General features: G+C 64.5%; 23 protein-coding genes and 2 pseudogenes. 13 read left to right on the top strand and 12 right to left on the bottom strand.

Going from position 1 to position 25,318, the window contains the following annotated elements:
- Positions 1–3: 3 nt before the first annotated feature.
- Genes F6X42_RS19035 through F6X42_RS19025 form a run of 3 tightly spaced genes read right to left on the bottom strand, consistent with a single transcriptional unit; the run spans position 4 to position 3,888 of the window.
- Complete coding sequence (locus F6X42_RS19035) at positions 4–657, bottom strand: OmpA family protein (protein WP_187635705.1); 654 nt, start codon at positions 655–657, stop codon at positions 4–6.
- Positions 654–3,011: a DUF802 domain-containing protein gene (locus F6X42_RS19030; RefSeq protein ID WP_187635704.1), complete on the bottom strand. Its 2,358-nt coding sequence runs from the start codon at positions 3,009–3,011 to the stop codon at positions 654–656. Before F6X42_RS19030 ends, F6X42_RS19035 begins: the two co-directional genes overlap by 4 nt.
- A 10-nt stretch (positions 3,012–3,021) precedes the next feature.
- Positions 3,022–3,888: a DUF3348 domain-containing protein gene (locus F6X42_RS19025; RefSeq protein WP_187635703.1), complete on the bottom strand. Its 867-nt coding sequence runs from the start codon at positions 3,886–3,888 to the stop codon at positions 3,022–3,024.
- Between the two features lie 253 nt (positions 3,889–4,141).
- Here F6X42_RS19025 and F6X42_RS19020 point away from each other — a divergent pair, with 253 nt between their 5' ends.
- Positions 4,142–5,374 (top strand): NAD(P)/FAD-dependent oxidoreductase, encoded by a 1,233-nt coding sequence (locus F6X42_RS19020; protein WP_187635702.1) that lies wholly within the window; start codon positions 4,142–4,144, stop codon positions 5,372–5,374.
- An 82-nt stretch (positions 5,375–5,456) separates the two neighbouring features.
- Here F6X42_RS19020 and mctP read toward each other — a convergent pair whose 3' ends face one another.
- Both mctP and F6X42_RS19010 read right to left on the bottom strand, forming a co-directional pair.
- Positions 5,457–6,938: a monocarboxylate uptake permease MctP gene (gene mctP / locus F6X42_RS19015; protein ID WP_187635701.1), complete on the bottom strand. Its 1,482-nt coding sequence runs from the start codon at positions 6,936–6,938 to the stop codon at positions 5,457–5,459.
- Positions 6,935–7,132: a DUF3311 domain-containing protein gene (locus tag F6X42_RS19010; RefSeq protein ID WP_027195870.1), complete on the bottom strand. Its 198-nt coding sequence runs from the start codon at positions 7,130–7,132 to the stop codon at positions 6,935–6,937. Before F6X42_RS19010 ends, mctP begins: the two co-directional genes overlap by 4 nt.
- A 240-nt stretch (positions 7,133–7,372) precedes the next feature.
- Here F6X42_RS19010 and F6X42_RS19005 point away from each other — a divergent pair, with 240 nt between their 5' ends.
- From F6X42_RS19005 to F6X42_RS18980, 6 genes are all read left to right on the top strand, one after another.
- Positions 7,373–8,788: a cache domain-containing protein gene (locus tag F6X42_RS19005; RefSeq protein WP_187635700.1), complete on the top strand. Its 1,416-nt coding sequence runs from the start codon at positions 7,373–7,375 to the stop codon at positions 8,786–8,788.
- Positions 8,785–9,438 (top strand): response regulator, encoded by a 654-nt coding sequence (locus F6X42_RS19000; RefSeq protein ID WP_187635699.1) that lies wholly within the window; start codon positions 8,785–8,787, stop codon positions 9,436–9,438. Before F6X42_RS19005 ends, F6X42_RS19000 begins: the two co-directional genes overlap by 4 nt.
- Before the next feature lie 50 nt (positions 9,439–9,488).
- Entirely contained in the window at positions 9,489–10,031 is a 543-nt protein-coding gene (locus F6X42_RS18995) for a hypothetical protein (protein WP_187635698.1), read from the top strand.
- 143 nt (positions 10,032–10,174) lie between these two features.
- The gene (locus tag F6X42_RS18990) at positions 10,175–12,157 is read left to right on the top strand and encodes an arylsulfatase (protein WP_187635697.1); all 1,983 of its coding nucleotides are present in this window, start codon (positions 10,175–10,177) and stop codon (positions 12,155–12,157) included.
- Between the two features lie 7 nt (positions 12,158–12,164).
- Positions 12,165–13,268: a formylglycine-generating enzyme family protein gene (locus tag F6X42_RS18985; protein WP_187635696.1), complete on the top strand. Its 1,104-nt coding sequence runs from the start codon at positions 12,165–12,167 to the stop codon at positions 13,266–13,268.
- On the top strand, positions 13,265–14,059 hold the full coding sequence (locus F6X42_RS18980) for a MetQ/NlpA family lipoprotein (RefSeq protein ID WP_187635695.1): 795 nt from the start codon (positions 13,265–13,267) through the stop codon (positions 14,057–14,059). The genes F6X42_RS18985 and F6X42_RS18980 overlap by 4 nt, the downstream gene beginning before the upstream one ends.
- A gap of 115 nt (positions 14,060–14,174) precedes the next feature.
- On the opposite strand, the gene cls is transcribed toward F6X42_RS18980, so the two are convergent.
- The 4 genes from cls to F6X42_RS18960 all read right to left on the bottom strand — a co-directional run bounded on the left by cls (position 14,175) and on the right by F6X42_RS18960 (position 17,467).
- Positions 14,175–15,449 carry a cardiolipin synthase gene (cls, locus tag F6X42_RS18975; protein WP_187635694.1) on the bottom strand — a complete coding sequence of 425 codons (1,275 nt, stop codon included), beginning with the start codon at positions 15,447–15,449 and terminating at the stop codon, positions 14,175–14,177.
- 151 nt (positions 15,450–15,600) lie between these two features.
- Positions 15,601–16,107 carry a hypothetical protein gene (locus F6X42_RS18970; RefSeq protein ID WP_187635693.1) on the bottom strand — a complete coding sequence of 169 codons (507 nt, stop codon included), beginning with the start codon at positions 16,105–16,107 and terminating at the stop codon, positions 15,601–15,603.
- 21 nt (positions 16,108–16,128) lie between these two features.
- A complete protein-coding gene (locus F6X42_RS18965; RefSeq protein ID WP_187635692.1) occupies positions 16,129–16,974 on the bottom strand; it encodes an H-NS histone family protein in 846 nt (281 codons plus the stop codon).
- A gap of 208 nt (positions 16,975–17,182) precedes the next feature.
- Positions 17,183–17,467 (bottom strand): hypothetical protein, encoded by a 285-nt coding sequence (locus F6X42_RS18960; RefSeq protein ID WP_246530140.1) that lies wholly within the window; start codon positions 17,465–17,467, stop codon positions 17,183–17,185.
- Between the two features lie 463 nt (positions 17,468–17,930).
- On the opposite strand from F6X42_RS18960, the gene F6X42_RS18955 reads away from it, so the two are divergent.
- Positions 17,931–18,182, top strand: coding sequence for a hypothetical protein (locus tag F6X42_RS18955; protein WP_187635691.1), 252 nt, complete (start codon positions 17,931–17,933; stop codon positions 18,180–18,182).
- Positions 18,183–18,246: 64 nt separating this feature from the next.
- On the opposite strand, the gene F6X42_RS18950 is transcribed toward F6X42_RS18955, so the two are convergent.
- From F6X42_RS18950 to F6X42_RS18940, 3 genes are all read right to left on the bottom strand, one after another.
- Positions 18,247–19,320, bottom strand: a complete 1,074-nt coding sequence (locus tag F6X42_RS18950) for a DUF6765 family protein (protein WP_187635690.1) — start codon at positions 19,318–19,320, stop codon at positions 18,247–18,249.
- 277 nt (positions 19,321–19,597) lie between these two features.
- Complete coding sequence (locus tag F6X42_RS18945) at positions 19,598–20,059, bottom strand: DUF488 domain-containing protein (protein WP_187635838.1); 462 nt, start codon at positions 20,057–20,059, stop codon at positions 19,598–19,600.
- Positions 20,060–20,164: 105 nt separating this feature from the next.
- Positions 20,165–20,515, bottom strand: coding sequence for an FKBP-type peptidyl-prolyl cis-trans isomerase (locus F6X42_RS18940; protein WP_246530149.1), 351 nt, complete (start codon positions 20,513–20,515; stop codon positions 20,165–20,167).
- Between F6X42_RS18940 and F6X42_RS46620 the strand changes: the two are divergent.
- The 5 genes and pseudogenes from F6X42_RS46620 to F6X42_RS45310 all read left to right on the top strand — a co-directional run.
- Positions 20,472–21,476, top strand: a pseudogene (locus F6X42_RS46620) (DEAD/DEAH box helicase); the annotation flags it as partial. The gene F6X42_RS18940 and the pseudogene F6X42_RS46620 sit on opposite strands and share 44 nt — an antisense overlap.
- A 136-nt stretch (positions 21,477–21,612) precedes the next feature.
- Positions 21,613–22,674: a DEAD/DEAH box helicase family protein gene (locus F6X42_RS46615; RefSeq protein WP_512699626.1), complete on the top strand. Its 1,062-nt coding sequence runs from the start codon at positions 21,613–21,615 to the stop codon at positions 22,672–22,674.
- On the top strand, positions 22,566–22,829 hold the full coding sequence (locus F6X42_RS46610) for a hypothetical protein (protein WP_512699625.1): 264 nt from the start codon (positions 22,566–22,568) through the stop codon (positions 22,827–22,829). The genes F6X42_RS46615 and F6X42_RS46610 overlap by 109 nt, the downstream gene beginning before the upstream one ends.
- Positions 22,826–23,487: pseudogene (pdeM, locus tag F6X42_RS18930) on the top strand (ligase-associated DNA damage response endonuclease PdeM). The gene F6X42_RS46610 and the pseudogene pdeM overlap by 4 nt, the downstream one beginning before the upstream one ends.
- A gap of 180 nt (positions 23,488–23,667) precedes the next feature.
- Positions 23,668–25,318: hypothetical protein (locus F6X42_RS45310; protein ID WP_187635688.1), on the top strand; the 1,651-nt coding region annotated here is incomplete at its 3' end.

Here is a 25,318-nt window from a genome sequence, read left to right as displayed (position 1 = left end):
TCATCAGGCACCGGACTTCTCCGCTACCGCCGCGCTCGACGGCCGCGGCACCGGCGCGATTTCGACGCGGCGGTTTTTCGCGCGACCCGGTTCGTCGGCATTCGAACTGACCGGCTGCCCGGAGCCGAACGCCGCCGCGAACACCGACGACGCTGGCACGCCCTCGTCGATCAGCGTGCGCGTGACCGTCAATGCGCGTTGCGCCGACAGCTCCCAGTTATCGGCGAAGCGTCGGTTGCCTTCGCGCAGGCGTTGATCGTCGGTGAAGCCGCTGACCATCAGGATCTGGTCGCTCGCGCGCAGATACGCGGACAGCGGCCCGGCGAGACTCTTCAGCAGCGCGCGGCCGTCGGGCTGCAGCTGCGCGGAATTCAGCGCGAACAGCACATTGCCGCTAATGCCGATGCGGCCATTGACGAGCGTCACGCGCCCCGCCGCGAGCGGTCCTGCGAGCGCCTGTTCGAGCGTCTTGCGGCGCTGCGTTTCGGCCTGGCGCTGCTTGACCTCCTGTTCGAGCTTGCTCGACAGTTCGAGCTGCACGCCGATCACGCTCACCAGAATCAGCACGAAAGCGCCGAGCAGCACCGACATCAGATCGCCGAACGCGGCCCAGATCGGCGCAGCCGTTTCCACACCGCCGTCGATGTCCTCGCTCATACCGCGTCGGCTCCGGCGGTCGCGCGCTGCGCGGCCAGCAACTGCAGATTTTCGACGATCTGCTTCTGCGACATCACGCTGAGGTCAACCACGTCACGCGCCTGCGCGACGTAGTAGGCGAGCTGTTCGTCGCTGCGCGCAAGCGATTTATCGAGCGCCGCTTCGATGCGTTCGAGATGCGCGACGAGCTTGTCGTTCGCTTCGCCGAACATGCCAACGGCCGCGCCGAACGCTTCGCCGAGGCTCGCGATCTCGACCGCGCTGCCGGTGACCTGCGCGGCGACCGTGCCGAGCTTGCCGGTCTCATGCTCGAGGTGCTCGGTGAAGCGATTGCCGACGCGTTCGAGCAGATCCGCCGACGTCCAGACCAGCGCATCGACAGCCGTGCGCTGTTCGGTCGACGCATGATTGACCGCGTCGAGCAGCGTCTCCAGCGTGGAGAGCAGACGGCTGCGCTCCTCCAGCATCGCGGTGTCGCGGACCATGCTATCGGAGAGCTTTTGGCGCAGCTCCGCGACGACTTCGGCAGCGGCCTTCGGCGCTTCCGACGCCGCCAGCACGAGGCGCTCGATCTCGGCGATCGTCGCACTGGCATGCGTTTGCGTCTGCGCGGAGATATCGCACGCGGTTTGCGCCAGCGCGTCGCAGATTTGCTGCTGTCGGGTCGCGGTTTGCGAGCCTGTTTGCTGCCATTGTTCGCTGAGCTTCGCGGTCATCGCACCGAGCGCGTCGGTCCACGCGGCGAAGCGCTGTTCGTCGCGCGCGGCGAGTTCGGCTTGCAGATTTGCCGCCGCCTTCGGTGCTTCAGCCGCTGCATGCACCAGTCGATCGATTTCGGCGATCGTCGCGCTGGCATGCGTGTGCGTCTGCTCAGAAATATCGCGTGCGGTTTGCGCCAGCGCGTCGCAGATTTGCTGCTGATGGCCGGCGGCTCGCGCACCCGTCTGCTGCCATTGTTCGCTCAGCTTCGCGCCTATCGCGTCGAGCGCCTCGGCCCATGCGGCCAAACGCTGCTCATCGCGCGCGGTCAGTTCCGTCTGCAAGTTCGCATGCGAGCTACCGACCGCGCTCAGCAACGCCGCGGCATGCTGCTCTAACGTCGCGGCGGCGCGCGCCAACGCCTGTTCGTTGTTGGCGGCGAGCTTGTCGCCCGCGCTTTGCTGCTGTGCCAACGCGTCGCCCCAGGCCTGCGACATGCCGCTCGCGGTCGCCTGGAGCCGCGCGGACACGGCGTCGAGCAACGCGGCCGAGCGCTGTTCGAACGCTTCGGCGACGCGTTCGACCGAAGCGCGCTGCTGCGCGGCCAACTCGTCGCTCGCGTGCCGATGTCCGGCGAGCGCGTGGCTGCAAATCTCGGCGACGTTCGCACTGGTCGCCGCGAAGCCGCTCGACATGCCGTCGAGCTGGCGCTGCACGGCTTGCGTCACCGCGTCGTGCAACGCGGCGGCTTCGCGCGAGAGGCCGGCCATCGTTGCTTCGACGACCGGCTGTAGAGCGTTGCCCGCGGCCTGCGCGCTGCCGGCCACGCTGTCCTTCAGCGACTGCTCGATTACACCGGCCAGGCGCAGATAAGCGGCTTCGGTGCGGCCGTAAAACGCGTCGAGGCTCGCGATCTGCCGCTGGTTCGACACGGCGCTCTGCTGTTCGAGCGCGCTCATCATCGTCTGCAGACGTTCGACCAGCAGCGGCGTCGCTTCGGCCTGCCGCTGCAGCAGCCGGAGGCTTTCCTCGCGCTGATGGCTCTGCGAATAGACGCGCAACGTCGTCGCGATCTTCACGTCGAGCTGTTGCGCCGCTTCGAGTCGCTCGCGGCGGCACAGCGCGGACAGCAACCCGAGCATCGCCGACGTCGCGACACCCGCGATCGACGTACCGAATGCGAATCCCAGCCCCTTGACCGGCGCGGCCAGCGACGCGCGGATCGCTTGCAGATCGCTCGCGCTTTCCAACGCAAGGCCGGTGCCGCGCAGCGTCATCACCATGCCGAGCAGCGTGCCGAGCATGCCGAGCAGCACCAGCAGGCCGACCAGATACGGCGCCAGCGCGGGGCCTGGCAACGCGACGCGCTCGCCTTCGACGCGCAGCCGCACGCTATTGCGCAGGCTCGGATGCACGGGTTCGAGAAACGCGGCGAGGCTTGGCGGCGGTCCGGACAGCGCGGCGAGCGCGCCTGTCAGCGTGGCGCTCGCCTGGCTATAGCGGCGCAATTCGAGCGCGCCCAGCACGTAGAAGACGCCGATCAGCAGCGTGACGGCGAACGCGAGCGGGTTGGACACGGCGTAACCGACGGCGATCCAGCACGCCGCGGCGAGCCCCGCGAGAAATACGACGAGATCGATACGATATCTGGACATGGGGTCCCAGTTAGCAGGCGCGAAGAGCCGCGAGCAGCCCTTCGACCGGTTGAAAACGAACCTCCAGCTCGGCCAGCAGAACGCTCTGCATGTCCTTGCGGAAGGTGTCGAGCCACGCGTCGGACGCGAGCGGCGCGGCATGGCCGGCGGGCGCGGCGGCGTTGGCGTGAGCCGAGGCTGGCGGTGGTTGAATGGCGCGAGCGCCGGCTTCGACTTCGGCCGACTGCTGCCGCGTGGCACCGGCGTCGGCGGCAACTTCAGCCTGCGCGTCCGCCACCCGCCGTTGGTCACCCTCTCGCAAGCGCTCGAAATGCCCGCCGAGCAACCCGGGCACCGCGCCGAGCAAAGTCCGCTCGCGCTCGCCTAGCGCACGCTCCATCACCGCATCGACGACCGCGAGCCGCGCGAGCGCCGGCGCTTGCGTCGCCAGCAATGCGCGCAGGCGGCCGCGCAACGCGCCGATCGCCGTTTCCATCGACTGCTGAAGCGTGAGATAGCGGTGCCGAAATACCGCGTAGTCGGCCTGCGTGTCCACGGCCGCGCGCGGAGCGGACATGCGGGCGGACGACGGCGCCAGTCCACGTCGGCGGGAGCCGGCGAGCAGGCCATCGCTGGCGATGGCGCTCACCAGCGAGCGGCGCACGCGCGTGCACTCGTCCTCTTCCGTGCGGCCGAACGCGCGCGCGCCACCGGCGACGACCGGCGGCTTGCCGTCCAGCGCCGACGACAACGCGATCGCGTCGGTCCAACCGAGCCACTGGCTCAGCCGATCCGCCAGCGATTGCTGCGATTCGGCGACGTCGGCCTCGGCGAGACGGGCCAGTAAGCGAACGAGCGCGGGCCCGCTGAGGGCGCTGCGTTGAGGGGCTTGCAACATACCACCGGACGCAAAAAAGTCAGCAGTTTACACGCTGACGCCAGCGAGTCCGAAGTCCCCCGCTCGATCGAGCGTCGAAAGACAGGGTTTCGCCGGATCGAAGCTGGCATTCGCGCGTTTTCCCGAGCGTGGTTTTTTGCCAATAGCGAAGCGGGCCAATCCCTGTATATGATGAAAACGGGCGCCTCGCCGCCCACTGGAAAACGGCGCGGCGTCGACACCGCATAGAACACACGCAAGGCGGGCAGGCAGCATGAAATTCGATACCGTGGTGCTCGGCGCCGGCATTGTCGGGGTGTGCGTCGCCGTCCATCTGCAGAAACGCGGGCGCGCCGTTGCGCTGATCGACCGCAAGCAGCCGGGCAACGAGACGTCGTTCGGCAACGCCGGGTTGATCCAGCGCGAAGGCGTCTATCCGTACGCGTTTCCGCGCGGGCTCGGCACCCTGCTGCGCTACGCTCGCAACCAGTCGCCCGACGTGCGCTATCACGCCGACGCGATACTCCAGGTCGCGCCGTTTTTGTGGCGCTACTGGCGCAATTCGCATCCGGCGAAGCACGCGGAAATCGCGAAATCGTACGCGACGCTGATCGAGCATTGCGTCAGCGAACATCGCGCGCTTGCCGCGGACGCCGGTGCTAGCGCGCTGCTGCGGCCGATCGGCTGGATCAAGGTGTTTCGCCACGCCGCCGCGCGCGACGCCGAAACCCTGCTCGCCGAGCAATGGCATCGCGAGTACGGTGTCGAGTTCGAAACGCTCGACCCACCGCGGCTGCAACAGCTCGAACCCGATCTCGACAAGCGCCTGCAAGGTGGGCTGCACTATCCGCAATCCGATTCGGTCAGCGATCCCAACGCGCTCGTCACCGCCTACGCGCGGTACTTCGAAGCGCTCGGCGGACGGTTCTTCATCGGCGATGCCGATACGCTGCGCGAAGGCTGGCAAGTCGAGACGCGGGACGGGGCGATCACGGCCGCGTCGGCGGTGATCGCGCTCGGACCGTGGTCGGATCGCGCGAGCACGCGGCTCGGGTATCGGCTGCCGCTCGCGGTCAAGCGCGGCTATCACATGCACTACGCGCCGCGCCGCAGCGCACGGCTCAATCATCCGATTCTCGACGTCGAGCACGGCTATGTGCTCGCGCCGATGGCGCGTGGCATCCGTTTGACCACGGGCGCCGAAATCGCGCGAGCCGAGGCGGCCAGGACGCCGGTACAGCTCGATGCGGTCGAGCCGATCGCGCGCACCCTGTTTCCACTCGGCGAACGTCTGGACGCCGAACCGTGGATGGGACGCCGTCCGTGCACGCCGGACATGATGCCGATCATCGGGCCCGCGCATAAACATCAGGGACTGTGGTTCGCATTCGGCCATGCGCATCATGGTTTGACGCTCGGACCGGTGACGGGACGGCTGATCGCCGAAATGATGACCGGCGAGCAAACGCTGGTCGATCCGCGGCCGTTTCGGGTCGAGCGGTTCTAGTTCTTCTGGACCCAGACCGCAATAAAAAACGCCGCGGGCCGACAGCCCCGCGGCGTTCCTCATCGAGCCGGACGAAGGTCGATCAGGCCGTAACGGCAGCCCGTCGCGGCGACACTGACGACACCGCGAAGCTCACGACGATATTCGCGACCAGCGCGATCAGGCCGATATACAGCGGGTAGTTCTCGTGGCCGAAATGCAGCCCATACACCGGCTTGAGCCCTTGCGAAATCGCGAGGCCCGTGCCGAGCACGATACCGACGAGCCAGCCGAGGAACAGACCCGGCGTGTTCAGACGGCGCGTGTACAGCGTGAACACGATGGCAGGGAAAATCTGCAGAATCCACACGCCGCCGAGTAACTGCAGATCGATCGCGTACTGCGTCGGCAGGAACACGATGAACAGCAGCGCACCGAACTTGACGACCAGCGAGACGATCTTGGCATTGGCCGCCTCGGCTGCGGGTGAGATGTTCGGCGACACCAGCGGACGCCACAGATTACGCGTGAACAGATTCGCCGCGCCGATCGACATGATCGCGGCCGGCACGAGCGCGCTGATCGCAATCGCGGCGGCCGCGAAGCCGACGAACCACGACGGGAACAGCGTGCCGAACAGGGTCGGCACCACGTCGCTTGCCGATTTCACGTTCACGCCCGCGGCGATCGCCATATAGCCGAGCAACGCGATCAGGCCGAGCAGCACCGTGTAGGCGGGCAGGAAGATCGCGTTCTTGCGCACCGTCTTTGCCGACGCCGACGACAGCACCGCCGTCATCGTATGCGGATACATGAACGCGGCGAGCGCCGAGCCCAGCGCGAGCGATGCGAACGCGGTGTACTGATTCGGCTTCAGCAGGATGCCGGTCGCGCCGCCCTTCGCCTGGAAGTGCGCATCGGCCAGGGCGAACACGTGCCCATAGCCGCCGAGCTTCACCGGAATCAGCCATATCGCCGCGATCACGACGATATAGATCATGATGTCCTTGACGAACGCGATCATCGCCGGCGCGCGCAGGCCGCTCGCATACGTATAGAGCGCGAGGATCACGAATGCGACGATCAACGGCAATTCGCCACTGACGCCGAGCCCCTTGATCACGACCTGCATGCCGACGAGTTGCAGCGCGATATACGGCATCGTCGCGACGATGCCGGTCAGCGCGATGGCCGCCGGGAACCACTTGCCGCCGTACTCGCCGTGCACGTAGTCGGCCGCGGTGATGTGGTTCTTGGCGTGCGCGACCTTCCACAGCTTCGGCATCACCGCGAACACGAACGGATAAACGATGATCGTGTACGGCAACGCGAAGAAGCCATACGCGCCCACCGAATAGACGAGCGCGGGCACCGCGATCACCGTATAGGCGGTGTAGAAATCGCCGCCGACGAGGAACCACGAAATGACCGTGCCGAACTGCCGGCCGCCGAGACCCCACTCGTGCAACTGCGTCAGGTCGCCGCGTTTCCAGCGCGCGGCAAAAAAACCGATCACCGTGACGAGCACGAAGAACGCGATGAAGACCGTCATCGCAACCGGGTTCACAGGATTAAGATCGCTCATTTGAGACCTCGATACACGATGTAAATCAGCAGCGAGGTCAACGGCACCCACAGAAACTGATACCAGTAGAAGAACGGAAAGCCCGCGAGCGGCGGATGCGTGTCGTTATAGAACGGCAGCCACAGCAGCGCGACATAAGGGATCAGCAAAATGAGCCAGAGCCATGAACGGCCGGCCGAGGGGGAGGTCTCCACGAACGTCTCCTGAGTATTATCGACAGCACGCGCGATGGCTCGTGGCCCGGCGCGCGGATGCCCGGTTGCCTGAGGTCAGGCGGGAAATCGGGGAACGCCGCACACGCGCCGGCCAGGCCTCGCGCAGCGCGGGATGCGACGGGCATGTAGTATTCGCCTTCGCGCGCTTCCTCACAAGCGCGCAACTACGTAAGCCGTCTACGTGATAATACGTAGCCCGTTGACCGGGTTTTTTCAACGATGAAGCTCAAAGCGAAGATTGTGCTGCTTGCGATCGTGCCCTTTCTGGTGGCAATTGCGAGCATCGAGACCGGCGTGCGCCGCGAAGCGACGGCGCTCGCCGAGCGACAGCACGCGAGCACCCAGGCCGCGTACATGGCGAGCAAGGAGATCGAGCTCAAGCACTACGTCGAACTCGCGACCACTGCGATCGCGCCGCTCTACGAAGCCGGCGGCGACAACGCGCGCGACGACGCGCTGCTGCGCACGCGCGCGCTCGCGGTGCTCGAAAAAATGGATTTCGGCGAGGACGGCTACTTCTTCGTCTACGACATGCACGGCCGCTCGCTGATGCATCCGCGCGAGCCCGATCTGGTCGGCCGCGATCTGTGGTCGTTGCGCGATAGCCAGGGCGCGCCGACGATCCAGCAACTGCTCGCCGCGGCCGCTCGCGGCGGCGGCTACGTGCGCTATCTGTGGCATCGGCCGTCGACCGGCAAGGTCGAGTCGAAACTCGGCTACGTGGTGCCGCTCGAGCGCTGGGGCTGGATGCTCGGCACCGGGATCTATCTCGACGACGTCGACGCGGCCCTCGCGCATATCGACGCCGAGGCCGCGGCCAATATCGATCGCACGATGAAGTGGATCGACGCAATCGCCGTGGCCGGCCTCGCGGTCATTGCGCTATGCGCGCTCGTGCTGAACGTGACCGAATATCGCAGCGCCGACGCGAAGCTGAAGCGGCTCGCGCAGCAGGTCGTCGAGTCGCAGGAAAACGAGCGCGCGCGCCTGTCGCGGGAATTGCACGACGGCATCAGCCAGATGATGGTGTCCGTGAAGCTGCTGCTCGAATCGGCGCTCGCGCGGCTCGAACGTGGCGACGCGCGCGTACCCGCCGCCGAGGCCGCGTTGTCCACCGGACTCACGCGGCTCGGCGATACGCTGCGCGAAGTCCGGCGGATTTCTCATGCGCTGCGTCCGTCGATGCTCGACGATCTCGGCGTCGCGGCCGCGCTCGAACAGTTGACGCGCGAACTCGGCGACGAGTCCGGCATCGCGATCGGCTTTACGCAGATTTCGCACACGCATGCGGCCACCTTGCCCGACGTGGTCAACACCGTGCTGTTTCGCATCGCCCAGGAAGCGCTGACGAACATCGTGCGGCATGCGCAGGCGTCGAGCGCCGCGCTCGCGCTCGAGGTTTCGCGCGACGCGGTCACGCTGACGATCGCCGACAACGGCCGCGGCTTCGACGTAACCGGCGCATTCGTCGGCGGACGCGGAGGTGTCGGTCTGCGCAACATGCGCGAACGGCTCGAAGCACTCGGCGGCACGCTGTCGTTGAACTCGCAGCCTGGCCATACCGTCGTCGCCGCGCGCGTGCCGCTGCCGACGATTCACGCGACGGTGCCGCCCCTGCAGGAACTCTCTTCATGAACGACACGCCCTCTTCTCCCATCGCGCGTCTGCTGCTCGTCGACGATCATCCGCTCGTGCGCGATGGTCTGCGTGCACGCCTCGAAGCGGTCCGCCATTTCGAAGTGGTCGGCGAAGCGGGCGACGCGCAGCAAGCGCTCGCACTGGCCGAACGACAGTCGCCGCATCTGGCGCTGATGGATGTCGGCATGAAAAGCGGCATCAACGGCATTGCGTTGGCCGGCCTTTTTCACGAGCGTTTTCCGGCGATTCGCGTGCTGATGCTGTCGATGCACGACAACCTCGAATACGTGACACAGGCCGTGCGCGCCGGCGCGAGCGGCTACGTGCTGAAGGATTCGCCGGCGCTTGAAATCATTCAGGCCATCGGCGCGGTGCTCGACGGCAAGACGTTCTTCAGCGCGGAGCTGAGCGCGCGGCTGATCCAGGCGTCGGCGACGCAATCGCCGGTCGAACGTTTGACGCCGCGCGAGCGCGACATTCTCGACGCGCTCGCCGAAGGTCTGTCGAGCAAGCAGATCGCGCAGCGCAACGATCTGTCGGTGCGGACCGTCGAGACGCATCGGCTGAATCTGAAGCGCAAACTCGATATCGAAGGACAGGCCGAGTTGATCAAGTTCGCGGTCGAGAATCGACGCACCAAGCGTTGAGGTTCGCGTCCGCGCGATAATGGGCGGTCCACACCTGGAGCGACTACAGCATGAAACGCGGGTTCGAACTGAGTCTCGCCAGCCTGATACTTTGCGTGGCCACGGCTCGCGTTTATAGCGAACCCGCGCGCGTCAATCGCGGCCACGATCCATTCCTGCAGATCTCCAAAGCCATCGCCGACTGCCCGACGCCGCTCGGCCCATTCGAAACCGAAAAGGAATGGCTCGACGATAGCCATTACCGGATCGAACGCGGCAATAGCTGTTGGATCGAAGGCCGCTGCCGTTTGCCGAACGCGTATCTGTACGACGCGGAAATCGCGGACAGTGTGCAACGGCGTCTTGCGAATCTGAACGTCGCGACGCACTGGCGCGAGCAGTCGACACTATGGCTCACGCTGCAACGCCGCTTTATTTATGTCGAAGGTTGCGTCGCGCCCGGCTTCGACAAGAAGACCTTCCTCACCGAACTCGCGAAAACAGCGGACGTCGAGCGCGTGATCGACAACACGATCACCGATCCGCATGCCGCGCGACTGCCGTACCGCACGCAAGCGGACCCGGACAAGCCGGTGCTCGATCCGGGCAATTAGCGCGGCAAATGGCGATGTTTGCGCCACTGCCGTCTACTGCCGGCTATATCGACAAACGTCGATAGCAACCCAGAAATCGTTCTTTTGGCCTTTGCGGCGTCATTGCTAACATCAGCGGCCCCACCTTACGGTCCGCAATAACAATGACAACCGTTCGATTTCGCCTTACCCAACATCGCCCTTCATTTCGTCTCCGCCTGATCGGCGCCGCGGTCGCGAGCCTCGTCACGCTCGCCTCGTGCGGCGACGGCAATCTGCCGGCCGCGTCCGCCGCGTCGAGCGCCGTGCCCGCGTCCACGCCAGTCATCGCGCAGAAGCGGCCTAACATCCTTTACATCATGGCCGACGACCTCGGCTACTCCGACATTCACGCGTTCGGCGGCGAAATCAACACGCCCAACCTCGATGCGCTCGTGCAAAGCGGCCGCATCCTGACCAATCACCACACCGGCACCGTCTGCGCGATCACGCGTTCGATGCTGATCTCGGGCACCGATCATCATCTGGTCGGCGAGGGCACGATGGGCGTGCCGACGGACGAACGCAAGGGATTGCCAGGTTACGAAGGCTATCTGAACGATCGCGCGCTATCGATTGCGCAATTGCTGAAGGACGGCGGCTATCACACGTACATGGCCGGCAAGTGGCACATCGGCTCGGGCATCGTCGGCAGCGCGACGGGCAGCGGGCAGACGCCGGACCAATGGGGCTTCGAGCACAGCTACGCGTTGCTCGGCGGCGCCGCGACCAATCACTTCGCGCACGAACTGGCCGGCTCGCAGAACTACACCGAAGACGGCAAGTACGTGCAGCCGGGCCAGCCGGGACAACCCGGCGGCGTGGGCGGCAGCCCCGCCGTGTTCTATTCGACCGACTTCTACACGCAGCGCCTGATCTCATACATCGATTCGAACAAGGGCGACGGCAAGCCGTTCTTCGCGTACGCGGCCTATACGTCACCGCACTGGCCGCTGCAGGTGCCCGATCCTTATTTGCACAACTACGTCGGCAAATACGATGCTGGCTACGATGCGATCCGCGATGCGCGTATCGCCCGACAGAAAGCGCTCGGCATCATTGCGCAGGACTTCGTGCCGTACGGTGGCGCATCGGAGACGCTGGCCGCGAGCCCGGCCACGGCGAACAACGGCACCGCGAGCGCGAAATCCGTGAGCGCCGTGCACAACGCCGTACAGGGCTACACCGATTACGGCCCCGGCCATGTGAACAAGAAGTGGGACAGCCTGTCGCCGGCCGAGAAGAAGGCGCAGGCGCGTTACATGGAAATCTACGCGGGCATGGTCGAGAACCTCGATCGCAACATCGGCCTGCTGATCCAGCATCTGAAGGACATCGGCGAATACGACAACACGTTCATCATGTTCCAGTCGGATAACGGCGCCGAAGGCTGGCCGATCGATTCCGGTGCGGACCCGACCGCCACCGACACCGCGAACGCGACCGATCCTGCCTACTCGAAACTCGGCACCGACAACGGTCAGCAAAACGCGCAACGTCTGCAATACGGTTTGCGTTGGGCCGAAGTCAGCGCGACGCCGTTCCGCTTGACCAAGGGTTATTCGGGCGAAGGCGGTGTATCGACACCGTTGATCGTGCATCTGCCGGGTCAGACTTCGCAGAAGCCGACGCTGCGCGAATTCACGCACGTGACGGACAACACCGCGACGTTCCTCGCGGTCGCGCAAATTGCGGTGCCGACCACGCCCGCGCCCGCGTTGATCAACACGCTGACCGGCGTCGATCAGAACAAGGGCAAGGTGGTCTACAACAACCGCTATGTGTATCCGGTCACCGGACAATCGCTGTTGCCGCTGCTCGAAGATCAGAGCACGACGCCGGTACACAGCGCGTCGTTCGGCGACGAAGCCTACGGCCGCGGCTATCTGCGCAGCGCCGACGGCCGCTGGAAAGCCCTGTGGACCGAACCGCCGCTCGGCCCCGTCGACGGTCATTGGCAGCTGTACGACATCAGCGCCGATCGCGGCGAAACGCAGGACGTGTCGGCGCAGAACCCGTCGATCATCGATGGGCTCGTGCAGCAATGGAACGACTATATGACGAGCGTCGGCGGCGTCGAACCGTTGCGTCCGCGCGGTTACTACTGAGCACACGATGGCGTTTTCATTCAAGCTCAAAGGCGGCGTCGCGCTGTACGGCGCATACGCCGCGATCGCGGCGGTGGCGTTTGCCGCCGCATTTGCCGCCGTGTTTGCCGCGCCATCCATCGGCGCGGCCAGCGCGGCGGTATTCGGCGGTGGTCCGTCCAATGCGTTCGACAACCTGAACCGCTCGCGGGCACTCGCCGCGCTCGGCTCCGAACAGCAATGCGGGCGTTACTCGGGCTTGCCCGCGCGTTGGCGCGACGACCCGCGGGCCGGCATGGTGCATCTGCATGGCGGCGACTTCGTGTTCGGCAGCAAGCTCGGCTACGAAGACGAGCGCCCGGCCGGCGACGGCAACACGCACGTTGCCGGTTTCTGGATCGACCAGACCGACGTCACGAATGCGCAGTTCGCCGCGTTCGTGCGCGCGACCGGCTACGTCAGCGATGCGGAGCGCCAGGGCGGCGCGGTCGTTTTTCACACGCCGACGCGCGAAGAGATGAACGCGCGCGATCTCGCGTGGTGGAACTGGGTCAAAGGCGCCGCGTGGAATCATCCGAGCGGCCCCGGCAGCAATCTCGACGGCCGGATGAATCAACCGGTGACGATGGTCACGCAGGCCGATGCGCTCGCGTACGCACACTGGCTCGGCCGCGACCTGCCCACCGAAGCCGAATGGGAATACGCGGGCAAAGCCGGCCATCAAGGCGCGGATCTCGACACCGCGCCGCGCGACGCGCACGGCAAACCGGGCGCGAACTACTGGCAGGGCGTGTTTCCGGTGCTCGACACCGGCGAAGATGGTCACGTCGGCCTGTCGCCGGTCGGCTGCTATCCGGCGAACGACTTCAGGCTTTACGACATGATCGGCAATGCGTGGGAGTGGACCAAGGACGTGTACACCGGACCGCACCAGTCGCATACGAACGGCGATACCGCGGCCGTGGCGCCGCTCAACCGACGCCACGATACGCCGATGGTCATCAAGGGCGGCTCGTTCCTGTGCTCGCGCGACTACTGCGTCAGGTATCGCGCGGCGTCGCGCGAGCAGCAGGAAGCCGATTTGCCGGCTTCACATATCGGCTTTCGCACGGTGTGGAGGGATGCATCATGAAGCGATATGCCATCGCCGCGCTTGCGGTCGCGATATTGCCCGCTTTGCTGCCTGAACCTTCGCACGCCGCCTCGCAGACGATCAGAGTCGGCGTGAGTTCGGGCGCTCAAGCGGAGATCATGACCGAAGTGCGCCGCGTCGCCGCGAGCGAGGGCCTCGCGCTCGATGTCGTGGTGTTCGATCAACCGTCGCGGATCGATGCCGCGCTCGTCGCGAAGCAGATCGACGTCGCGAGCGTCGAAGACGAAGCGGCCCTCGACGCGCAGCGCAAACTGCACGGCTATGCACTGACGAGCGTGGCCACGACAGTCACATTTCCGGTCGCTCTGTATTCGCGCAAGCTGACGAACCTCGTGCAATTGCAACGTGGCGCGACGATCGCGATTCCCGACGACCCCGCCGGAACCGCACGCGCGCTGATCCTGCTGCAAAACGAAACGCTGCTGACGTTCCGCGACAGCGCAGGCCTGCACGCGACGCTCGCCGACATCACGAGCAACCGCCTGCATCTGAAGATTCGCCAGGTGCCGCGCGCGCGTCTGTACGACACGTTGAACAGCGTCGCGTTCGCGGTGATCGACAGCGACACGGCGGCGCGCTCGGGTCTCCGCCCCGCTCGCGATGGTCTCAGTCTCGAAGACGCACGCTCGCCGTACGCAAACGTACTGAGCGTGCGCGACAGCGATCGCCAGCGCGCATGGGTCGCGCAACTGGTCGCCGCCTATCATTCGGACGCCGTCGCTCATTTCATTCTGATGCGTTATCAGGATTCGGTGCGCCGGCCGTGGTGAACAACTGCGCGTTTTTGCCGATGCGTACCAGCACCCGAAAGCGCGCCTCATCGATGCGGCTGCCGTTGGACACGACACCGGCAAGCGGGCCACGCGCCCCGACATCGAAGCGTTTTCAAAGCTGGGGGTCCAGCAGCCGCACAACCGTTTCAATGAGCTTCTCGCTGAGTGAACGCCCCGTCCATGCGTCGAGCGTGATGCGCTTCGATTTCGCGATGTCGTCGGCGAACGCGGCGGTCTGCTGCCTGGCGAAATCGCGGTCGTAAATGTTCAGGTTCGCTTCGTCGTTCAGCTTGAACGAGCGGCTATCGAAATTCGTCGAGCCGACCGACACCAAGTATTCGTCGACTACCAGCATTTTGCAATGGAACATGGTCGGCTGGTACTCGTAGATCTCGACGCCCGCTTTCAATAGATCGCCCCAGCACGCACGCGAGGCTTCGCGCACCGTGTGCGTGTCGATGCGTTTGCCAGGCGTGACGATCCGTACTTTGACGCCGCGTTTCGCGGCTTCGACGATCGCATTGATGGTGAGCTTGTCGGGCACGAAGTACGCGCTCGCCAGCTGCAAAGTGCGCGTGGCGGCGGTGATGGCCATCAGATACATCAACTGCATGTCGTCGCTGCCGCCCGACGGCGAACTGCTGAACATATGCGCGAGACCCTCGCCTGCTCCTTTCGGCTCGACGTCGACGTGCGGAAAATACCTGGGGCCGTGCAATACGCTGCCGGTCGTCTTGATCCAGTTGTCCATGAACACGGCCTGCATATGGCCGACCACGGGACCCGTCACGCGAAAATGCGTATCGCGCCAATGCTTTTCGTCCTGTGCATTGCCCGTCCACTCCGGCGCAATGCCGACGCCGCCCGTAAAGCCGATCCGGCCGTCGATCACCAATAGCTTGCGGTGCGTACGATCGTTCATACGACCCAGTCCGGTCCAGTGCGGCTTGTGATACTTGACCACTTCGGCGCCGGCCTCGCGCAGCAGTTGCAGATAGCGTCGATCCATTTTCGATGAACCGACCCAGTCGAGCAGTACATGCACGGCGACCCCTTCACGCGCCTTATCGGCCAGCGCGCGCGCAATCTGTTCGCCGATCTCGCCAGACCAGTAAATGAAGGTTTCAAATGTGATCGTTTCGCGCGCCGAGCGAATGCCTTCGAGCATCGACGGGAAGATCTGGTCGCCGTTGAGCAGCATCTCAAAGCGATTACCCGGCACCACGGGCGGCCCGAGCAATAGACCCATCGAGCGAAGGAATTGCGGATCTTCGCTCTTATAGAGCCGCTCGATCCTGTGTGCTATTTTCTTCTCGCCGCTCGACAGATTGGCGATCGCGAGAACGATCACGAGCGTGACGAACGCGGTAACAGCAATAGTCAGCATGCGTGGCCTCGATGGCAAGCGGCGGAACACGGCGTGCGCGTTCCGCGTTCGACGGGAGAGTGCCGGACTCGTGCCTGGCTTTCACTATCGCAACGTCATGCACGGCGCGTGCCCGGATCGGGACCGCGCCTTGCTTCCCGCTTCAAACGCGTTATCTGACCAATGCAAATGCCTCGCGACTTGCTATTTCGGCCGCGCCGAATACGCCGATGATCGTATAGTCCGACGCCACGCATTCGAACATCGAGGCCTGAAACGTAATGACGAAATGCCGCCGCGCCGGTGCTTCAGGACCAACGGCGAGGGAGTCTGTCGTCACGGTGGCAATCTCCGCGCACAGCGACGAATTGACGACTTCATGCACCGCGTAGCCGCTCAGACCTTGCGCCGCGAGCGGATGAATGGCCAGATCGGCATCGCCCGGCGGCCCGAGACGATGAAAGACGGCGTCGGCAAACAACACCGCGCAAAAAGGATCGTCGTCGGGATCGAATGGCCCGAACCGTTCAAAGTCCGACTCCGCGATCGGATAAGTGAGGATCACGCGGCGATCGCTCGCGACGATGAATGGTTCGGCGGCATCGGCTGCCGGATGAGGAGCGGAGTCCAGCAGGAAGACCTTGTCTTCCTGCTGGGATGCATCGTAGGTGATAACCATCTACTCACGACTCCGCGGCAATTACGCGCTTTGTTGCGCCTCTGACGTTTGGAGAGTTCCAGCGACGGGCGCGGCCGTGCTCTTTGAAGCAGCTTTGCGCATCGGTGCTTTTCTTGCCGTCTTCACAGCGCTTTTGCGGCCGGTGGTTTTCTTCACCGCGGCTTTCCGGCTTGCCGGGGTCGCGCTTCTGGCTGCGGTCTTTTTCGCGGCCGTCTTGCGAGTCGCTTTTTTCGCCACGGCTTTTTTCGCCGCGCTCTTCTTGCCTACCGCACTCGCGGTCGCTTTCGCCTGACCGCTCTTTGCCGCCGCTTTCGCCGCTTTCGGAGCGGCGGCCGCCGTCGCGCCATCGATCAGGAATTTGCTGCGGTCCTTGACGGACGCGAGCCATGCCGGCGCCGGACCGCGGCCGCTCCATGTCGCGCCGCTTTTCGGATCCAGGTACTTCGGCGGCTGTGCGCCTTTCGGCTGACCTTTCCCGAGCTTCGCGGCGGGCGCAGCCGCGGATTTGCTTTCGCTCGCAGCGTCGATCAGGAACACCGTGCGGTCCTTCGCACCGGCGATCCAGCCAGGCGCGCGGCCGTGACCTGTCCAGGTTGCGCCGGTTTTATCGTCGCGGTACTTCGGCGGCGTTGCCGACCCGGCGGCTTTGCTCGCGCCTGCGGGCCTTCCCCGACCCGTACCGGCATTGCCATTCAGCGTGGCGCGTCGTGCCTTTGCCTGTGCTTCGATATCGGCAGTCGTGAGACCGTGCTTGAGCATCAACTGGCGAATCTGGTCGACCGCGGCTTGTGCTTTTTTGGCAATGAGAACGTCGGCTTGCGCCTGGAGCTTCTTAAGCTTTGCTTGGATTTGCTCTAACGAAGGCATTTGACTGCTCCTTATGTGGTAATCGTCGAACTATGCCATGAATAGCGGAAGAAAGGCAGTCTATTGACCTATCCTGAGCTTCAATACATCGATAGGACCGCTGATCCGGCGTTCAAATGACAAAGCTGTCAGGTTTTCTACCGGGTCGTCGAAGCTTTCTTCCTTTCCCTTCCTTCGTGATTCTTCTTTTTCATTTCGGTTCCACCACTCAGATAGGTGTAAAAACGACGACCTGGCGATCGGCAATGTACCTCACACTCCGCATAAAGCGGTAGTGTTGTCCGTCCGCCGTTATCCGGTTCAGGCCCAGACGGGTCAGTACCAGCATTTCATCTGCCTGGAAAGCTTCGACGACACCGGAATCCGTTAAATCCTCCAATGCACCGGACGGATTCCCGACATAAACGCTGCGCGCCTGCTTGCCGATCCGCATGACGACCACGCTTTTTCCCTCGTCGAGCGCCAATTCGAGAAAGCTCGCGAGCGTGCGCAACGACTCCGGCGTGCACGTCCTGGTCTGATAGATCGCTGCATTCGATCGTGTCATTTGTGTTTCCCCGTCATCCGCATCGGCGGCACAAGGGCGCAGCCGCTTTCTGGCATTAGTCGCTTCTACTATAGGCAAGCATTTGAATATTCAAAGGAGCGTGGTCCATTTTTTATTTCAAAAACGGTCATTTTTCGCGGTCGGCTATAGCGAACGGATTCAAGCGTGTGCGAAACACCACTGACGATGCTTGGCAACACACCGCCGCCGCTTCCGTAACGTGCCGTTACCGATCTTGCAACGCCTGTTGCGCCTGCACCAGCCCCGTCCATTTACACTTCCTGTTCGTGCCGGCGGTGGAGGTATAGCCAATAGAGAATCGTTTGTCAGCCGCCATGCACGCGGCGGCTATTGAAAAAGACGCCAGGCCACCCTATTTTGGATCCACTCAAACACGATGGTACTTACAATGAAAGCTGGCTTTATCAGGACCGCCCTCGGGGCAATGGCAGTCTCTTTGGCAATGGCCGGCACCGCCAACGCGGCCGGTTGCATGAAAGGAGCCGTAGTGGGCGGCGTCGCCGGGCACTATGCGGGACATCATGCGGTGGTCGGCGCGGTCGGCGGCTGTATCGTCGGACGGCATATGGCCAAAAAGCACGCCGAAGAACAGCAGGCGGCGGCTCAGGCTGCGCCGCATCAGCAAGCCAGAATGCAGTAACTGGGCAAAGGCGGGCGTCGCCGCAAACGTTCGCACGGGGGTTTTGAAACCGTGTTCGCGGCACTCAGGCAATCCGCAATCCGCGCGCGGGCAAGATCTCCTGAGTGGTCACGAAACGGTGCTGTTTGACCGCGTCGTGAAAGAGGCGGTAGTCGCTCTTCTCGAAGGCGGTCGTCCACTCCGGTCTGTCCCCGGTGTCGTCATCGCACAACAAACCGGTGGCCTGGTACTTCCACGAACCGTGTCCTTTGGCGATATAGCCGGGCACGGGTTCTTTCAAGCCCGGAATACGGCCGGCATTCACCCATTCGCAAACGGTTCTCAGACGCAGGTTGTCGTCGAGTTCGCGGTTCGTATCGAGCAGTCGGGTCAGCGCGTCTTTTGCGTCGTCCGGCATGCCGGGCTGGCTTTCGAAATCTTCACGTCCGGCCAGATAAGCTCGCACGACACGACAACTCATATCCGCCGCCTGCACGAAATCCGGCAAATTATGTCGCGAGATGAAGTGATTGTGGCCGTCGATGTAATGCCACCGTGCCCACGCCTGGTCGGGATAATGGAGTGCGGCGCCGTGGCCGACCGGCAACGCGATCGTCAGAACGTCCTGCTCGACATGCTCGATCAGATGCGCGACCGCCAGTTCGAGGCTCGCGAGCCAGCCCTTGCGCGTGCAATCCTGCGCTTCGAGAAGATGCACGCGATTCCACGGGCTTTCGATGCCCGCGAATCCCTGGTGCGCCCAGGTATCGACATACGTATGAAGCGTCACGCCGAGCCGGTGCAACGCGGTTCCCGAGTCGCGCTGTCGGATCGCGCGCCGCACGACTTCACGCGCGACTTCGCTATCGGGCCGGCAAATCGCCTTTTCCTCCAGACTTTCTCCAACGCCAGCCGGCAGAAAATGGAACGGCGTCCACACGAGCCGATTCAGGTCGTTTTCGGCATTGGCGTAATCGAATAACTTGTGCGCGGTCGCGAATCGCTCGAAAGTCTCGCCGCCTTTGAACCGCAGTATTCCGCTCGTCGTAGCGTCGTCGACGTATTGGCAGGCATGCGCGACGGTTTGCGCATCGCCGGCCGTCATGCCGCCGACGCGCGCGGCAATGTAGACCACGCCGTAATGAAAGTCGATGTTCATGGCAAGTGCTCCTGGCGCGCATAATCACGGCCGGTTCGTGGCCGGCGATAGGGCGAGACGGATACAGGGAGCTGCGCGTGAGTAGATAGTAGACGAGCGAGCGTCTCGCGCCTTGAAAAAACCTGCGTTCCGGGCGCGCTTTTGCACGTTTCGCGCCACGCGACTATTCGGGCTACTGAAGGAAACCCAGCCGGCGCCGGTGAGATGCGACCCGTCGGCACGGCAAGCCGCCGGTCAATCAGGCGCAAAAAACTTAACCCGGCCTGATCGGCGCCGCTCAGGTCAAATGGGTAACGGACAGACGACTATTCCAGTGCTGGTTCAGATACTCGAGCGCGAACAGCCGGTGACAATGATGTGGTAAATGTTCACTGCACAGCAGGCACCCCGATTCGAATAGCGCGATATCCAGATTGCTTTCCACGCGGCGGCGCGCGATGAGGTCGAAATATTCCTCGCGAAAGTTCTCCCAGCTCAATTGCTTGCCCTGGTAGCGTTTGAGCAGTTCCGGCTCGGGAGCCAGCTCCGGTATTTCCACGTACGCCGCATTGCACAACTGGTCGAGAAAGTAAGGCAGATCCTGTTTTTTCGCAAAGCCAGCGAGTTGCGACGTGTTGTTGAGGCGGACGTCGAGCACCGTGCGCACATGGGCGTCCTTCAACAAACCGAAGAACTTCTGGGCGCTCTTGCCGGTAAAGCCAATGCTCGCGACCGGCACCTCACTTTTGTCACGTTTCATGGTGAATCCCCTCGCGGGCCATTCGGCGCCCATAAAAAGAGCCTCGCTGCGATTGGCGCAGCGAGGCTCGGGTCTCAGAGCATCTTTAACGCAGCTCGCACGCTTTTACTTGACGATGTCGACCAGTTCGACTTCGAAGGTCAGATCGGTATTCGGCGGAATCGGGCCGACGCCGCGATCGCCGTATGCGGTCGCCGCCGGGCACGTGAGTCGCGCCTTGCCCCCAACTTTCATCTTCTGCACGCCTTGCGTCCAGCACGGAATCACGCGATTGAGCGGGAACGTGGCCGGGCCGCCGTGCTTGGCCGAACTATCGAATTCGGTGCCGTTGGGCAGCGTGCCGCGATAGTTGACCTTTACCACGTCCGTCGCGGACGGTTGCGGGCCCGTGCCTTGCGTCAGATGTTGGACGATGACGCCGGACGGCAGCGTCTCCGTGGTCGGCGCGGCAGCCATCGCCGTCGAGGACAGAACGGCTGCGGCCAGCAAAGCAACGAGTGATTTCAAAGCCAATCTCCAGTGGTGTGGTCCGATCGATTGTAACGGATCGGATGTCGGCCGAGGCTCCGAGGCATTGCCGATCCAGGGCGTTGCGCGCATATCGGGAACGTCGCTGAACCGCCGCGCGACCGCGCGGTCCACATCAACATCCGGCGCAAGTCGCCGGCACGCGAATCCGCCACACCCGTTGACGAAAGCGCTTTCGATGACCGAGCCGGCCCACTCCGACGACCCCGCCCACGACTCCACCGTCGCGCCAGCGGCCGACGACGAGCGCGTTCGCGCGCCGAGGCCGCGCCGGATTCCGCGCAGCCGGGCGCAACGGGCGCGGCTCGATGCGCGCGAACCCGCTTTCGAGCCGCTACCGTTTCCCTCGTACTCACCCGACGACGCGCGCCGCCCGTTCGCGGACAAACTCGACGCATGGTTCGCCGCGCGCCGTTGGCAACCGTTCGAGTTTCAACGCGAAGTGTGGCGCAACATCGCCGCCGGCGCGAGTGGCGTGCTGCACGCAAGCACCGGCGCCGGCAAAACCTGGGCCGTGTGGTTCGGCGCGCTCGCCGCGTTCGCGAGTGCATCGTCAACGCCGCGCCAGCATCCCGAACCGCTGACCGTACTTTGGATCACGCCGATGCGCGCGCTCGCGGCCGACACCGCGCGCGCGTTGCAAAGCTCCGCAGCCGAACTCCCCGTACCCTGGAGCGTCGGTCTGCGGACCGGCGATACGTCGGCCGCCGAACGCGAGCGACAGAACCGGCGCATGCCATCCGCACTCGTCACGACGCCCGAGAGTCTGACGCTGATCCTGACGCGCGCCGATGCGCGCGAAGTACTGGCTCAGGTGCGGCTCGTGATCGTCGACGAATGGCATGAACTGCTCGGCAACAAACGCGGCACGCAGACGCAACTCGCGCTCGCGCGTCTCACGCATTGGCGGCCCGGCTTGCAAGTGTGGGGGCTGTCGGCAACGCTCGGCAATCTGTCGTTCGCGACCGAGGTAGGTACGCGAGTGGGTCGAACGGGGGTTGAAGAACGGCTTGCTAAAGGTTGTCGTGTGTACGTCGAGTCTCGATCTCGGCGTCGATTTTCTGCCGGTGGAACGCGTGTTCCAGATCGGCTCGCCGAAAGGCGTCGCGCGTTTGATCCAACGCGCGGGTCGCTCGGGACATGCGCCTGGTTTGCCGTCGCGCGTGACGATCGTGCCGACGCATGCGCTCGAATTGATCGAAGCGGCGGCCGCGCGTGATGCCGTCGACAAACGGCAGATCGAGAGCCGCGATACGCCGCAAAAGCCGCTCGACGTGCTGGTGCAGCATCTGGTCACCGTGGCGATCGGCGGTGGCTTCGACGCGCGCGAGCTGCACGATGAAACTCTGCAGACCTATGCATATCGCGATCTGACGCAGCAGGAGTTCGACTGGGCGCTGGGATTCGTCGAAGGCGGGGGCGCGACGCTGCGCGCGTATCCCGACTACCATCGCGTCGCGCGCGACAGCGACGGACTGTACCGCGTCCCGCGCAACGATCTGGCGCGCCGGCATCGCAACAACATCGGCACGATCGTCGCGAACGGCACGTTGAACGTTGCGTATCTATCGGGCGGACGCATTGGTGCGATCGAGGAATCGTTCATTTCGCGGCTCAAGCCCGGCGAGGTGTTTACGTTCGGCGGCCGCGCGCTCGAACTGATTCGCGTGCAGGACATGACGGCGTGGGTGCGGCGTGCGCGCTCATCGCGAGGCGCAATGCCGCAATGGGCTGGCAGCCGCATGCCGCTGTCCTCCAAACTGGCCGACGCGCCATTCGATTGGGATGCGCAATTACAGAATGGCCTGCTTTCACCTGAAGAGCTCGATCACGACATTCTCGCGAGCCTCAATTCGTCCGAGCTCTCTTTGCGACGTTTTCGCGAGATTGCGCGGGTGTCGGGACTCGTCTTCCTGGCGCATCTGGGCAGCAGAAATGCGCGCGGCAATTGCAGGCGTCGAGCGGGCTTTTCTACGAGATCTTTCGTCAGCACGATCGCGGCAATCTTCTGCTCGGTCAGGCCGATACCGAAGTACTGCTGCAGGAACTCGACGTACGGCGCATTCGTATTGCGCTCGAACGAATGAACGCGAGCCGCGTCGTGCTCACGCAGCCGAAGAAGCCGACGCCGTTCGCGTTTCCGTTGATCGTCGGACGCCTGCGCGAAAAAGTCAGCACCGAGAAGCTCGCGGATCGCGTCGAGCGACTGCTCGCCGAACTCGAAAAGGCGGCGCGACGATGAAGCCGACTTCGCTTGCGATCGACGTCGGCGGGCAAGCTCTCGTGCTGTCGAGCTTGCACGCGTGTTTCGATCCGGTGTTGCGTGCTCTTTTTATCGCCGATGCGCATTTCGGCAAGGACGCGGTGTTTCGCGCGCGCGGCATCCCGGTGCCGGTTGGTTCGACCGCGGAGAATCTGCTTCGGATCGATCGTCTGATCGACGAGTTCCAGCCGGCGACGTTGGTGTTTCTCGGCGATCTGCTGCACGCGCGCGAGTCGCTGTCGACGCTCACGCTCGATGCGTTGCATGCGTGGCGCGTGCGGCATGCGTCGATGCGCGTGGTGCTCGTCGAAGGCAATCACGATCGGCATGCGGGTGCGTTGCCGCACACGTTGGAAGTCGAGTCGGTGCGCGAGCCGTGGCATATCGGGGCGTGGGCGCTGTGCCATCACCCGCATTCGGTCGATCACGCTTATGTGCTCGCGGGGCATGTGCATCCGGTCTACCGGATCGCGACGCGGACGGATTCGGCGCGCGTGCCGTGTTTTCGCTTTGGGATCGATCGTGGGGTGCTGCCGGCGTTCGGGAGTTTTACCGGAGGGGCGCGTGAGACGGGGCGCGTTCTGGGGAGAGGATTTTTCTGGTGGTGCAGGAGCAGGTGATCGAGTTGAGGAGTTGAGTGGACGGTGGGGGCCGTCCACTTTGTTGTCTGGTTGGGTGTGCTTGTTTTGCTACCGATCGTCTGCGGCGCTTGATCAGGTTCGGTGTGGAGGCCGGACGATACCGCGGCCCCCCGCGTCCGGAGGGAGCCCCGCGGATCGCGCGGGACTCCTGCCAACAGTTAGTGGTTGCCACCGCCGTGGCCGCCGTTGCCGGAGCCACCGCCACCGTAGCCGCCACCGTGGCCGCCGAAGCCTCCGTGGCCGCCGAAGCCTCCGCGGCCTCCGTTGCCCGGGCCGCCGCTGCCTTGGCCGCCGTCGCTGCCTCGACCGCCATCGCCATGAGCGCCGTCACCGTGGCCGCCATCGCCATGACCGCTGGCGCCATGACCGCCATCGCCATGGCCACCGTCGCCATGACCGCCGTCACCGTGGCCGCCGTCGCCATGACCGCTGGCGCCATGACCGCCATCGCCATGGCCGCCGTCACCGTGGCCACCGTCGCCATGACCGCTGGCGCCGTGACCGCCATCGCCATGGCTGCCGTCACCGTGACCACCCTCACCATGGCCGCCATCGCCATGACCGTTGGCGCCGTGACTGCCATCGCCATGGCCGCCGTCACCGCGGCCACCGTCACCGCGGCCACCGTCACCATGACCGCCGTCACCATGACCACCGTCACCGTGGCCGCCATCGCCGTGACCGCCGGCGCCGTGACCGCCATCGCCATGGCCGCCGTCACCGTGACCACCGTCACCATGACCGCCGTCACCGTGGCCGCCATCGCCATGACCGCTGGCGCCGTGACCGCCATCGCCATGGCCGCCGTCACCGTGACCGCCATCGCCGTGGCCGCTGCCATCACCGTGACCACCGTCCCCATGACCGCCATCGCCGTGGCCACCGTCCCCATGACCGCTGGCGCCGTGACCGCCATCGCCATGGCCGCCGTCCCCATGACCGCCGTCCCCATGACCGCTATCGCCGTGGCCGCCATCGCCATGACCGCTGGCGCCGTGACCGCCATCGCCATGGCCGCCGTCACCGTGACCGCCATCGCCGTGGCCGCTGCCATCACTGTGACCACCGTCCCCATGACCGCCATCACCGTGACCACCGTCCCCATGACCGCTGGCGCCGTGACCGCCATCGCCATGGCCGCCGTCACCGCGACCACCGTCACCATGACCGCCGTCACCGTGGCCGCCATCGCCATGGCTGCCGTCACCGTGACCACCGTCACCATGACCGCCGTCACCGTGGCCGCCATCGCCATGACCGCTGGCGCCGTGGCCGCCATCGCCGTGGCCGCCGTCACCGTGACCGCCATCGCCGTGGCCGCTGCCATCACCGTGACCACCGTCCCCATGACTGCCATCGCCGTGACCGCTGGCGCCGTGACCATGACCGCCATCGCCGTCACCATCACCACCGTGGCCATGACCATGACCGCCATCGCCGTGACCGCTGGCGCCGTGACCATGACCGCCATCGCCGTCACCATCACCACCGTGGCCATGACCATGACCGCCATCGCCGTCACCATCACCACCGTGGCCATGACCATGACCGCCATCGCCGTCACCATCACCACCGTGGCCATGACCATGACCGCCGTCGCCGTCACCATCACCGCCGTGGCCATGACCATGACCGCCATCGCCGTCACCATCACCCCCGTGGCCATGACCATGACCGCCGTCACCATTATCGCCGTGCCCATGGCCATGACCATGACCATGCCCACCGTCCCCACCATCCCCGCCGCTATCACCGCCAGTACCGCCGTCACCACCAGTACCACCATTCCCCGATCCGTCACCGCCACCACCGCTACCACCGCTACCA

It is taken from the genome of Paraburkholderia podalyriae, from assembly GCF_014397785.1.
Classification (GTDB): Bacteria; Pseudomonadota; Gammaproteobacteria; order Burkholderiales; family Burkholderiaceae; genus Paraburkholderia; species Paraburkholderia podalyriae.
Note: the sequence above shows the minus strand (reverse complement) of the source record. Positions and strands in the feature narration are given on the sequence as shown.